The organism is Hymenobacter polaris, assembly GCF_012927305.1.
In the GTDB taxonomy this organism is placed as follows: Bacteria; Bacteroidota; Bacteroidia; order Cytophagales; family Hymenobacteraceae; genus Hymenobacter; species Hymenobacter polaris.
On sequence record NZ_JABBGH010000003.1, the window covers coordinates 447,958 to 459,762 of the forward strand.

An 11,805-nucleotide genomic window follows, 5' to 3' on the forward strand; every position below is an offset into this window, starting at 1 on the left:
TGCGCCCTCTGCGAAAACACTGCGTCCTCTGCGGGAAATAGCATCCGCAAAAAACCATGAAAACCATCGACTTAAACTGCGACATGGGCGAGAGCTTCGGCGCCTGGACCCTAGGCGACGACGCGGGCGTGATGCCCCACATCACCTCGGCCAACATCGCCTGCGGCTTCCACGGCGGCGACCCCAGCGTGATGCGCCGCACCGTGCGCCTGGCCTTGCAGCACGGCGTGGCCCTAGGCGCCCATCCCGGCCTGCCCGACCTCGTAGGCTTTGGCCGGCGCGACCTGGCCATCTCGCCCACCGAGGCATTCGATATGACGGTCTACCAGCTCGGTGCGCTGCAAGCCGTGGCCCGCAGTGAGGGCGCCACCCTGCGCCACCTCAAGCCCCACGGCGCCTTCTACAACATGGCCGCCACCAGCGCCCCCCTGGCCGAGGCCTTGGCCGAAGCCGTGTACAAGGTGCAGCCCGAGCTGGTGCTCTTTGGCCTGGCAGGCTCGCAGCTCACCAAAGCCGGCGAGAAGCTGGGCCTACGCACCGCCCACGAGGTGTTTGCCGACCGCACCTACCAGCCCGACGGCACCCTCACGCCCCGCCGCCAGCCCGACGCCCTCATCACCGACTCCGCCCAGGCCCGCGCCCAGGCGCTGCGCATGGTGCAGGGCGGCTACGTGCGCACCCAGGCCGGCCAGGAAATCGCCATCCGCGCCGACACCGTGTGCTTGCACGGCGACGGTGCCCATGCCGTGGCCTTTGCGCGCGAGCTGCGAGCGGCGTTTGAGCAAGCGGGCGTTAAGGTGGCCGCCGCATGAGTGGCACCCTAGGGCCCACCGCGCGGCGCTGGCGCAGCCTGGGCGGAGCCGGCCTGGGCGCCGCCTTCCTGATGGCCAACTCGTCCATCGGCCCCGGCTTCCTCACCCAAACCACCGTCTTCACTCAGCAGCTCACCACCAGCTTCGGCTTCGTCATTCTGGTATCGGTGCTGCTCGATGTGGTGGCCCAGCTCAATACCTGGCGGGTGCTGACGATGAGTAACTTGCGCGCCCAGGACCTGGCCAATTGCCTGCTGCCGGGCCTGGGCTACGCGCTGGCGGCGCTGGTGGTGCTGGGTGGTTTCGCCTTCAACATCGGCAACATCGCCGGCTGCGGCCTGGGCCTGAACGTGCTGCTGGGCCTGCCCTACTGGCAGGGCGCGGTGCTCACGGGCGGGCTGGCCCTCGGCCTGTTCTGGGTGAAGGAGATGGGCCGGATGCTCGATGGCTTCACCAAAGCCCTGGGTACCATTAAGATACTGCTGACGCTGGGCATCGCCTTTCTGGCCCGGCCACCCCTAGGGCAGGCGCTGCACCACACATTGCTGCCCGCGCAGTTCAGCGCCCCGGCCATCGTCACCATCGTGGGGGGCACGGTGGGCGGCTACCTCATGTTTTCGGGCGCCCACCGCCTGCTCGACGCCGGCGTGCACGGCCCCGCCCGCCTGCCCGAAGTCAACCGCAGTGCCGTGAGCGGCATCCTGATTTCGGCCTTTATGCGCTTCGTGCTGTTTCTGGCGGTGGTGGGCGTGCTGGCCGGCGGCGCCCGCCTGGGCACCGACAACCCCATGGCCGACGTCTTTCGGAGCGCGGCCGGGGCGGTAGGCTACCGGCTATTCGGGCTCATCTTGTGGGGCGCGGCGCTGTCGTCGGTGGTAGGGGCGGCCTACACTTCGGTGTCGTTCCTCAAAACCCTGCACCCGGCCCTAGGGCGCCACGAGCGGCTCACCATTTCGCTGTTTATCGTGCTCTCCACCAGCGTATTCGTGCTGGTGGGCAAGCCCACGCAGCTGCTGGTGCTGGCCGGCGCCCTCAACGGCCTCATCCTGCCGCTGGCCCTCGGGGTGGTGCTGGTGGCCGCCCGCCGCCCGGCCCTGCTCGGCGGCTACCGCCACCCGCTGTGGCTGCAAGCCGCCGGCTGGGCAGTAGTGGCCCTCATGGGCGGCCTGAGCGTGGCGGCACTGATGGGGTAACCTCACCCCCGGCCCCTCTCCTTGGGGAGAGGGGAGCCACGGCGGTGCTGCCGTCTGCTCACGTGGATAATCGTCAGGCTCCCCTCTCCCCAAGGAGAGGGGCCGGGGGTGAGGTTTCGCCGCTTATTAAACCCTAGGCTCCTTTTGCCCTCCAAAGGGCATGGATGCACAAAAGCTTCAGCATTTGTACTGGCGGGCGGGCTTTGGGCCGCGGCCGCAGGAGGTGGCGGCCGGCCTGAGCCCCGCCAAGGCGATACGCCAGCTGCTGCGCGAGGCGCAGGACTGCGCCCCCATCGCGCCGTTCGTGTACGCCGACCCGCAGGGCGAGGTGATAGCCGTGACCAGCGAATCGACCATGCGCGGGCGGCAGGTGCCTGCCTCGCCCGGCCCGGCCGCCGCGCCGCCCGCGCCCGCCACCTCGGCCCAGCCGGGCACCAACCGGCCCGCTGGCCTCGATACCGAGGCCCTAGAGGCCCTGGCCGCGCGCCGGGCCGCGCTGGCCCTGCGCCGCCAGGGCTTGCCCCAGCTGCGCCGCCGCGACCTGACGCCCGAGCAGCGCAAAGCTCAGAATGCGGGCATCCGCGACGCCTTTATTGATATGAGTGCCAAGTGGATGACGCTCATGAGCGATTCGCCCGGCCAGCTGCGCGAGAAGGTGGCGTTGTTCTGGCACGGGCACTTCGCCTGCCGCACGCGCCGGCCCGACGACAGCTTAAGCCTGCTCAATACCATCCGGACGCACGCGCTGGGCAAGTTCCCCGATTTGCTGTTGGCCGTGAGCCGCGAGCCGGCCATGCTGCAATTCCTCAACAACCAGCAAAATCGCAAGGCGCACCCCAACGAGAACTTCGCCCGCGAGGTGATGGAGCTGTTCACCCTGGGGCGCGGCAACTACACTGAAACCGACGTGAAGGAGGCCGCCCGCGCCTTCACCGGTTGGGGCTACGATGGGCAAAGCAATTTTAAATTCCGGGCCAAGGAGCACGACGACGGCCCCAAAACCCTGCTGGGTGAAACCGGCAACTGGGGCGGCGAAGATGCCCTGCGCATCATGCTAGAGCAGCCCGCCGCCGCTACCTTCTTGGTTACCAAGCTCTACCGCTACTACGTAAACGACCAGCCCGACCCCCAGCGCATTGCGCCGCTGGCCGAGGCTTTCCGCCGCAGCGGCTACGACGTGGCCGATTTGCTGGAGCGCATGTTCTCGGCCGACTGGTTTTACGACCCGGCCAACGCGGGCGCCCTCATCAAGTCGCCGGTGCAGCTGGTGGCGGGCCTGCGCCGCACCCTCAACTTGCAGGTAGACAACGACAAGGCGCTGCTGGGCTACCAGAAGGCCCTAGGGCAAACCCTATTTATGCCGCCCAACGTGGCCGGCTGGCCCGGCGGCCGCGCCTGGATAGACTCGTCGTCGCTGCTGCTGCGCCTGCAGCTGCCCAACATCCTGTTCAAGAACGCCGATTTCGCCGTGCGCCTCAAGGACGATGAGAACGACATCAACCCCCAATCGACCGGCAAGGAGCGGCTGGTGAAGGCCGACGCCACCCACCTGCCCCTAGGCCCCTTGCAGCTGCTGCTGGGCGGCGTACCGGCCGAGCGGCAGCCCCAGGCCCTAGGGGCCTTCCTGCTGCAAGCCCCCCTGCGGGCGGAGAATTTGAGTTTGGTGCAGGGCGTGGCTGCTAAAGCCACCACCCCCGAAGAGCAGCTGCGCAACACGCTGGTGGCGCTGCTGAGTTTGCCGGAATATCAATTGGCGTAATACCCCAGGCGGTCATGCTCATCTGGCGTCCGCTTGTCGAAGCATCTCTACCGCATAAGTAATCTCAACGTCAGGAGCTAGTTACGCGGTAGAGATGCTTCGACAAGCGGACGCCAGATGAGCATGACCGCCTTTTTTATTCCTTAACAGCCACAACATGCAACGCCGCCAATTTCTGCACGCCTCTGCGCTGGCCAGCACCCTGCTGCTGGTGCCCAAGTTTCTGCACGCCCTCGACCGGCCCAAAAACCAACTGGCCGCCCGCCTGCGCGACGCGCCCGGCGACAAGGCGCGCCGCCTAATCGTGGTGCAGCTGGGTGGCGGCAACGACGGGCTGAATACCATCATCCCGTACCGCAACGACTTGTATTACAAAGCTCGGCCCACGCTGGCGCTGCGCGAAGCCGACGGCCTGCTGCCGTTGAGCGACGAGCTGGCCCTGCACCCGGCCATGCGGGGCCTCAAGGGCTTGTTCGACCAGGGCCAGCTGGCCGTGTGCAACGCCGTGGGCTACCCCAACCCCGACCGCTCGCACTTCCGCTCGATGGACATCTGGCAGAGCGGTTCGGGCTCGGGCCAGACGCTGAGCACCGGTTGGCTGGGTCGCTACCTCGACACCACCTGCCAGGGCGGCGCCCCCGCCTACCAGGCCCTCGAAATCGACGACACCCTGAGCCTAGCCCTGAAAGGCGCTCAGCGCAACGGCTTGGCCCTCAAGAACCCCGGCAAGTTTCACCAGCTCACCCAAAACCGCTTCCTGAGCCAGGTGAGCCAGGAGCAGCACGTAGCCCCGGCCGGCTCAGCGCTCGACTACCTCTACAAAACGATGGCCGAAACGGCCTCGGCCGCCGACTACCTCTACGACAAGTCGAAGATTCACCAAAGCACGGCCACTTATCCCAACACCGACTTCGGCAAGAACCTAAAAACCACCGCCGAGTTGATTAATTCGGGCGTCGAGTCGCGGGTGTACTACCTGGCCCTGAGCGGCTTCGATACCCACGTGGGCCAGCACGGCCGCCAGGCGCAGCTGCTGGGTCAGCTCTCGGACGGCCTGGCCGCCCTGGCCGCCGATTTGCAGCAAAGCCACGAGTGGGAGAATACGCTGGTGCTGGTATTCAGTGAGTTCGGCCGCCGCGTGAGCCAAAACGCCAGCAACGGTACCGACCACGGCACCGCCAACAACGTGCTGCTGCTGAGCGGCGCCCTGCGCAAGCCCGGCCTGCTCAACCAGCCCGCCAGCCTCGCCGACCTCGACCAGGGCGACTTGCGCTACCAGCTCGACTTCCGCAGCCTCTACGCCAGCATCCTCACCGACTGGCTCGGCGCCGACGACCAGTTGGTGCTAGGCCCTGGCATTGAAAAATTGGCGGGGCTGGTGTAAAGGGAGTTAAGAGTTAAAAGGTAGGAGTTAGGAGTTAGAAAGGCGGTCATGCTTCGCGGGGCTCAGCATGACCGCCTTTCTAACTTCTTACTCTCTTCAAATCGGCACGTTGAAGCCGAAGCCGTAGATGAGCTGGGCCGAGCCGAAGTGGTGGGTGACGCGCCCCAGGCGGTCGGCGCCGATGTAGCTGTTGGTGTAGTTGGCGAAAGCGCCTTGGAAATCGGTGTTCAGGAAAAAGTAGCGGTAGAACTCCAGGCGCAGGCCGCCGCTGGTGCCCGCCACCCAGCCCTCGTAGTGGAAGGGCCCCTCGGCGTGGCTGGTGAAGATGCTGGAGATGGTGTAGGAAATCATGGGTCCGCCGCCCACCTTGCCCACGGCACTCAGCACCACGTGCCGGCCGGCGGCCAGCTGCCAACGTTTCACCAGGTTCACCATCAGGTAGTTGTTGCCGTTGGTGTGCTGCAAGTGCACGAAGTTGGGCGTCACCAGCGTATCGCGGTCGAAGCGGAAGCCGCGGATTTCGCCGGCGACGCGCATCGTCTGATAGTCGTCCACCACATACTTGAGGTGGTTCCAGCTCACTTCGATGCCCAGGTCGTGCTTGTCGTGAAACATGTAGCCCACCGTGAGGTCGTATTGCGGCACCGTCAGGTTGCTGAGCTTCCAGAAGTCGCTCATGCTGGGGTGGTCGTGGGCCTTGGCGTCGTAAAACGTGAAGTCGTAGTCGTCCGACTTATCGTTGCGAAACCGGATGTTGGAGCGCGTGTACCAGTCGCGGTTGTAGCTCCAGTTCAAATACACGCTGCCGTGGTCTTTGGGGTGCGGCCCAGTAGTGGCGGCTGGCGAGGGGGCGGCCGCTGCCACTAGGGGCATCAGCTGGGCGCGGCTGGCGCTAGCGCAGCCCAGCAGGCCAGCCAGCAGCAGTACATACTTCTTCATGCAAGGCAAATAGCAAAACCTTGCACGGGGCGCAAGGCTACTCAAAGTTACGGCCAAGGGTGCGAGCAGCCGGTGTCCTAGGGCCTTTCTTACCTGAAGAATAGGTGTAGGCGCCCGAGGCTTTTTGCCCGGCACTGGCCCTAGGGCTCTCGTTACGGCCCTTAGCTTCTCACTCGCCAAACACGCCGGCGGCCAGCGCCAGCACGGCGCGCCGGGTGGCTTCGGGTTGCTCCAGGTACGCCTGGTGGCCGCTGCCTTCCAGAAACAGGGTGCTGGCAGTGGGAGCCAGGGCCGCCTGGGCGATGGAGTCGGCCAGGGGCACGGCCACGTCATGCTTGCCCGCTACCAGCAGCACCGGGTAGGCGGCCTCGCGCAGCACGGCGGTGCGGTCGGGGCGGGCAGCCATGGCGCGCAGGGCCCCCGCGATGGTAGCTTCGGGCGTGGCCTTGGCAATATCTTCGAGCAGGCCTAGGGCCTCGGGCAGCCGGTCGCGGTTGGCCGGCGCAAACAGCGGGCGCACGAAGCTTTCCATAAACTTGGCCAAGCCGTGGCGCTCCACGAAGGCGATATTTTTCTCGCGGTTGTGGCGCTTCTCGTCGGTGTCGGCGTAGGCTGTGGAGTTGAGCAGGGCCAGGCCCGCCACGCGCTCGGGGTAGCGCTCGGCCAGCGCCAGGGCCACGTAGCCGCCCATGCTGTGGCCCACCACCAGCACCGGCTCGGCGGCGTGCTGGCGGCCCAGGTACTGCACCACGTAGCGCGCCTGGGCCTCCATCGAGAAGTCGGGCACCAGCTCGCGGTGGGTGCCGTGGCCCAGCAGGTTGGGGGCCAGCAGGCGGTAGTGGGCGGGAAAGGGCCGGGTGAAATCGTTCCAGACTTCGCGGCTTTCGGCAAAGCCGTGCAGCAGCAGGATGGTGGGCGAGGCAGTAGGCATAGGCAGCAAGCGGGCGCGAACTGCAAAAGTAGCCGCCTGGCCCATGCAACCTTGCTCGCCCTAGGGTAGTTAGTGGCAGGAACGCCATTCCTATATTCCTCCCTATGAACTCCTTTTCCCTGCGCCTGCCCCTAGGGGCCGCGGCCATTGCGGGTAGCCTGCTGCTATATGCCAGCCGCCCCACCGCCCCGCGCCTGGCCCCCGACCCCGACAACGCCGGCCTGAAGCTGCCCGCTGGCTTCGGAGCCCTCAAGGTGGCCGAAACCGGCGGCAAGGCCCGCCACCTGGTGGTCATGCCCAACGGCCTTATCTATGTGAAGCTCAATAGCGCCAAGGATGGCAAAGGCATCGTGGTGCTGAAGCCGGGCGCCGACGGCCGCGCCACCGTGGCGGGCGGCTTCGGCAGCTACGGCGGCACGGGCATTGCCACCCAGGGCGGCTACCTCTACGCCAGCAGCGACGTGGCCGTGTACCGCTACAAGCTCGATGGCCAAGACCAGGTAACCAACCAAAGCCAGCCCGAGCTGGTGGTGCACGGCCTCAAAAAAGAAAACGAGCACGAAAGCAAGTCCATCGCCCTCGACCCCACCGGCAACCTCTACGTGAACGTAGGCGCGTACTCCAACGCCTGCCAGGAAAAAGACCGCGAGCGCGGCTCGAAGGGCATGCCCAACTGCCCCATTCTGGACTCGGCGGGCGGCATCTGGCAGTTTAAGACCGACCGCCTGGGACAGCGCGAGCAAGACGGCACCCGCTACGCCACCGGCCTGCGCAACGTGGTGGGCCTCGACTGGAACAAGCAGGATAACAAGCTGTTTGTGATGCAGCATGGCCGCGACCAGTTGCACGACAACTGGCCCGCCCTCTACGGCGATAAGGAGTCGGCCCTGCTGCCCGCCGAGTGCCTGTACGAGCTAAGCGCGGGCGCCAACGCCGGCTGGCCCTACGTGTACTACGACCAGCAGAAGAAGCAGCTGATGCAGGGCCCCGAGTACGGCGGCGACGGCAAAACGCCCGCCAAGGGCAACTACCTGAAGCCCGCCGCCGCCTACCCCGGCCACATGGCCCCCAACGGCCTGCTGTTCTACACTGGCTCCATGTTCCCGGCTAAGTACCGCAACGGCGCCTTCATCGCCTTCCACGGCTCCTGGAACCGGGCGCCCGAGCCCCAGGCGGGCTACTTCGTAGTGTTTCAGCCCTTTAAGGACGGCCAGCCCAGCGGCCAGTGGGAAGTATTTGCCGACAATTTTGCCGGCTCGGCCGCCAAGGCTGCTTCGGGCCGCGCCGACCACCGCCCCTGCGGCCTGGCCCAGGGCCCCGATGGCTCGCTCTACGTGAGCGACGACTCAAAGGGCACCATCTACCGCATCATGTACAACGCTAAGTAAATGAGAGGCTTCCGCTACATCGCCCTGGCCGGGTTGCTGGCCACGGGCATTTACTCGCTGCCGGCCCAGCAGGCGCCCGTTAAGCTGCCTGGCACGGTTCGCCCCAAGCCGCACCCCACGCCCAGCAGCCCCCTGGCGGCCTCTATGGCCCGCGGGCAGCGCGTGTACAAGAACGTGTGCCTGACCTGCCACCAGGCCGACGGGGGCGGCGTGCCCAACATGAACCCGCCGCTCATTAAAACCGACTATGTGCTCGGCGATAAAAAGCGTCTGGTTGGCATTGTGCTGCGCGGCCTCAAGGGCCCCAATGAGATTGAGGGAGAAACCTACACCCAGAACATGCCCGCCCAGGCCTACCTCACCGACCTCAACATTGCCGACGTACTCACCTACGTGCGCAATAGCTTCGGCAACAAGGCCAGCGCCGTTACGCCCGCCGAGGTGCACGCCCTGCGCGACGCGCCGGCCGCCGGGCAGTAAACCGCGAAACGGGGCGGCGCCAGGCCCTAGGCCCCTGGCGCCGCCCAACTGACTGCCCATTCCCTACGCCGCCCCTGGATTTTTAGGTCTGGGGGCGGCGTCTGTGCGTTGCGCACTATTTTTGGCCGCCGTCGGCCGCTGGGTTCAGGTTGGGCCGGGCAGCTTGCTGCCTTGGCCGGGGCCGCACCCCTAGGGGGACCGGCCCAGCTTCCCGCGCTTTTTCATCATCCCACCCCTCGTCTTTACTATGGCCGCGTCCGCGTACATCCCCTCCCCTTCGCCCACCGATGAGGCTACCGGCCCCCAGCCCAGCTACACCTCGGCGCTGGCCTCGCTCACGGTGCTGTTTTTCGTGTTTGGTTTCATCACCTGCCTGAACGACATCCTGATACCGTTCATGAAGGCCATTTTTGGGCTCAGCTACACCCAGGCCAACCTCATTAACCTGTGCTTTTTCGGGGCTTATTTTATCATGGGCATTCCGGCGGGCATCTTGGTGAAGCGCCTGGGCTACAAGCAGGGCATGCTGGCCGGCTTCCTGATTGGGGCCGGCGGCTGCTTTTTGTTTTACCCAGCGGCGGCCAGCCGCAGCTACCCCATTTTCCTAGGGGCCCTGTTCGTGCTAGCTACGGGCGTGGTGCTGCTGCAAGTATCGGGCAATCCCTACGTGGCCGTGCTAGGGCCGCCGCGCACCGCTTCGGCCCGCCTCACGCTCACCCAGGCCTTCAACTCGCTGGGCACCACGGTAGCGCCGCTGCTGGGGTCGGCCCTTATTCTCTCGCACCTGCCCGATTTGAGCACGGCCGCTGCCAATGCGGCGGCGCACATCGACGTGCGGGCTGTGCAGGTGCCTTACCTGGCCATCGGGGGCATCCTACTGGTACTAAGCGGCCTGTTGGCCCTCCTGAAACTGCCCCGTATGCAGTCGGCTAGTACGCAGGTACCCGAGCCCGGCCGCCACGCCTGGCACTACCAAAACCTGGTGCTGGGCATGATAGGCATTTTTGCCTACGTAGGGGCCGAGGTGGCCATTGGCTCGCACCTAGTAAGCTACCTGGGCCTGCCCGAAGTAGCAGGCCTCTCGCCCAAGCTGGCGGGCGATAAGGTGGCGTACTATTGGGGCGGGGCCATGGTGGGCCGCTTCGTGGGCGCCTATCTGCTGAGCCGCTTCCGGCCCACCCGGCTGCTGGTGCTGGCGGCGGCCGGTGCCATCGTGCTCATCCTCATTTCCATCAGTACCCACCACGCGGTATCTATGTACAGCCTGCTGGCGGTGGGGCTGATGAACTCCATCATGTTTGCCACCATCTTCACGCTGGCCGTGGCCGGGCTGGGCTGGCACACCGAGGAGGCGTCGGGCCTGCTCAACGTGGCCATTGTGGGCGGGGCGCTGGTGCCGCTGCTGTTTGGCAAGGTGGCCGACCTTAGCTCGCTGCACTGGGCGCTGCTGCTGCCGGTGGTGTGCTACGCCTACATCATCTGGTACGGTATGCGGGGCTACGAGCCGCGCATGGCCAGCTACTACCAGCCCGAGGTGCCGGTGCAGGTGCCCATCACCGGGCTCTAGCCTGGCCAAGGTAGGGCCTTGGCCGTTTGCTGGCCGGGCCCTAGGGTATGCCAGGCCAGAAAAAGCCGCGCGGGCGCCCGGCTACGGCCGGTAGCGCGAAACTTATCCATGGCGCCGGGCCATTTGCCGGGTGGGTTTGTTGCTGCCCTGATGGGGGCCAGCCGCGCTATCCCGCGCCTCTTTGCCCGCCTATCTTCGACATGAGAAAAATCCTGGTTACCGGCTCAAGCGGCCTCATTGGCAGTGAGGTGGTGCGCCACTACTGCCAGCGCAACTGGCAGGTATACGGCATCGACAATAACATGCGCGCCGATTTTTTTGGGCCCAGCGGCGACACGCGCTGGAACCAGCGGCGCCTGCTGGCGGACTACCCGAATTTCAACCACTTGGAGCTGGATATTCGCGACCGCCCGGCGGTGCTGGCCACGCTGGCCGAGCTGCAGCCCGATGCCATTGTGCACGCGGCGGCGCAGCCCAGCCACGACCTGGCCGCCAGCCGCCCCTTCGACGACTTCGACGTGAATGCCGGCGGCACCCTCAACCTGCTGGAAGCCGCCCGGCGCCACTGCCCCGAGGCGCCGTTCGTGCATATGTCGACCAACAAAGTGTACGGCGACGCGCCCAACCGCCTGAACCTGGTAGAAAAGGCCACGCGCTGGGACTTTGCCGATGCCGAGTACTACCACGGCATCAACGAGTCGTTCAGCATCGACCAGTCCAAGCACTCCATTTTCGGCGCCTCCAAGGTGGCGGCCGACGTGATGGTGCAGGAGTACGGCCGCTACTTCAACCTGCCCACCTGCTGCCTGCGCGGCGGTTGCCTCACCGGGCCCAACCACGCGGGCGTCGAGCTGCACGGCTTCCTCAGCTACCTCATCAAGTGCAACCTGGAGGAGCGTACCTACACGGTGTTTGGCTACCAGGGCAAGCAAGTGCGCGACAATATCCACTCGCACGACGTGGTGCGCTTCATGGAGGAGTTTATCGAGAGCCCACGCGTGGGCGAGGTGTATAACCTTGGCGGCGGGCGCGCCAACTCCATCTCCATCCTGGAAGCTTTTCAGCTGATTAGCGACATCTCGGGCAAGCCGATGCGCTACGACTACGTAAACCAAAACCGCATCGGCGACCACATCTGCTACCTCTCGGACCTGAGTAAGATGCAGGCGCATTACCCCAACTGGGGCATTACCAAAGACCTGCGCACCACCTTTGAGGAAATCTACGCGTCGTGGCAGGCACGTACTAGCGTAGCTTGACGCGGGGCAGGTAGCCGCCCTCCGCGTGGGGACCCCACCCCCGGCCCCTCCCCTCCGGGAGAGGGGAGCCTGACGTTTGTGGTACCGCGCCGC

The 11,805-nt window shown here is 65.8% G+C and carries 10 protein-coding genes; 8 read left to right on the forward strand and 2 right to left on the reverse strand.

Features of this window, described 5'->3' with window-relative positions:
* Positions 1 to 56: 56 nt before the first annotated feature.
* The 4 genes from HHL22_RS18320 (at position 57) to HHL22_RS18335 (ending at position 5,148) form a co-directional block, all read left to right on the forward strand.
* The gene (locus HHL22_RS18320; protein WP_169532847.1) at positions 57 to 812 is read left to right on the forward strand and encodes a LamB/YcsF family protein; all 756 of its coding nucleotides are present in this window, start codon (positions 57 to 59) and stop codon (positions 810 to 812) included.
* Positions 809 to 2,005, forward strand: a complete 1,197-nt coding sequence (locus HHL22_RS18325) for an NRAMP family divalent metal transporter (RefSeq protein ID WP_169532848.1) — start codon at positions 809 to 811, stop codon at positions 2,003 to 2,005. Before HHL22_RS18320 ends, HHL22_RS18325 begins: the two co-directional genes overlap by 4 nt.
* Before the next feature lie 160 nt (positions 2,006 to 2,165).
* Entirely contained in the window at positions 2,166 to 3,764 is a 1,599-nt protein-coding gene (locus HHL22_RS18330; RefSeq protein ID WP_169532849.1) for a DUF1800 domain-containing protein, read from the forward strand.
* A 157-nt stretch (positions 3,765 to 3,921) separates the two neighbouring features.
* Positions 3,922 to 5,148, forward strand: a complete 1,227-nt coding sequence (locus HHL22_RS18335) for a DUF1501 domain-containing protein (RefSeq protein WP_169532850.1) — start codon at positions 3,922 to 3,924, stop codon at positions 5,146 to 5,148.
* A 96-nt stretch (positions 5,149 to 5,244) separates the two neighbouring features.
* Here HHL22_RS18335 and HHL22_RS18340 read toward each other — a convergent pair whose 3' ends face one another.
* Together HHL22_RS18340 and HHL22_RS18345 are read right to left on the reverse strand one after the other, a co-directional pair.
* Complete coding sequence (locus HHL22_RS18340; protein ID WP_241738175.1) at positions 5,245 to 6,087, reverse strand: hypothetical protein; 843 nt, start codon at positions 6,085 to 6,087, stop codon at positions 5,245 to 5,247.
* 169 nt (positions 6,088 to 6,256) lie between these two features.
* Positions 6,257 to 7,018, reverse strand: a complete 762-nt coding sequence (locus tag HHL22_RS18345) for an alpha/beta fold hydrolase (RefSeq protein WP_169532851.1) — start codon at positions 7,016 to 7,018, stop codon at positions 6,257 to 6,259.
* A gap of 104 nt (positions 7,019 to 7,122) precedes the next feature.
* Between HHL22_RS18345 and HHL22_RS18350 the strand changes: the two genes are divergently transcribed.
* The 4 genes from HHL22_RS18350 (at position 7,123) to HHL22_RS18365 (ending at position 11,712) form a co-directional block, all read left to right on the forward strand.
* Complete coding sequence (locus tag HHL22_RS18350) at positions 7,123 to 8,406, forward strand: PQQ-dependent sugar dehydrogenase (protein ID WP_169532852.1); 1,284 nt, start codon at positions 7,123 to 7,125, stop codon at positions 8,404 to 8,406.
* Positions 8,407 to 8,886, forward strand: a complete 480-nt coding sequence (locus HHL22_RS18355) for a c-type cytochrome (protein WP_169532853.1) — start codon at positions 8,407 to 8,409, stop codon at positions 8,884 to 8,886.
* A gap of 247 nt (positions 8,887 to 9,133) precedes the next feature.
* Complete coding sequence (locus tag HHL22_RS18360) at positions 9,134 to 10,453, forward strand: sugar MFS transporter (RefSeq protein ID WP_169532854.1); 1,320 nt, start codon at positions 9,134 to 9,136, stop codon at positions 10,451 to 10,453.
* A gap of 200 nt (positions 10,454 to 10,653) precedes the next feature.
* Positions 10,654 to 11,712, forward strand: coding sequence for an NAD-dependent epimerase/dehydratase family protein (locus HHL22_RS18365; protein ID WP_169532855.1), 1,059 nt, complete (start codon positions 10,654 to 10,656; stop codon positions 11,710 to 11,712).
* Positions 11,713 to 11,805 lie beyond the last annotated feature (93 nt).

Coding starts and splice junctions, on each gene's coding strand:
- HHL22_RS18320 (WP_169532847.1), top strand. CDS start 57: ATGAAAACCATCGACTTAAACTGCGACATGGGCGAGAGCTTCGGCGCC.
- HHL22_RS18325 (WP_169532848.1), top strand. CDS start 809: ATGAGTGGCACCCTAGGGCCCACCGCGCGGCGCTGGCGCAGCCTGGGC.
- HHL22_RS18330 (WP_169532849.1), top strand. CDS start 2,166: ATGGATGCACAAAAGCTTCAGCATTTGTACTGGCGGGCGGGCTTTGGG.
- HHL22_RS18335 (WP_169532850.1), top strand. CDS start 3,922: ATGCAACGCCGCCAATTTCTGCACGCCTCTGCGCTGGCCAGCACCCTG.
- HHL22_RS18340 (WP_241738175.1), bottom strand. CDS start 6,087: ATGAAGAAGTATGTACTGCTGCTGGCTGGCCTGCTGGGCTGCGCTAGC.
- HHL22_RS18345 (WP_169532851.1), bottom strand. CDS start 7,018: ATGCCTACTGCCTCGCCCACCATCCTGCTGCTGCACGGCTTTGCCGAA.
- HHL22_RS18350 (WP_169532852.1), top strand. CDS start 7,123: ATGAACTCCTTTTCCCTGCGCCTGCCCCTAGGGGCCGCGGCCATTGCG.
- HHL22_RS18355 (WP_169532853.1), top strand. CDS start 8,407: ATGAGAGGCTTCCGCTACATCGCCCTGGCCGGGTTGCTGGCCACGGGC.
- HHL22_RS18360 (WP_169532854.1), top strand. CDS start 9,134: ATGGCCGCGTCCGCGTACATCCCCTCCCCTTCGCCCACCGATGAGGCT.
- HHL22_RS18365 (WP_169532855.1), top strand. CDS start 10,654: ATGAGAAAAATCCTGGTTACCGGCTCAAGCGGCCTCATTGGCAGTGAG.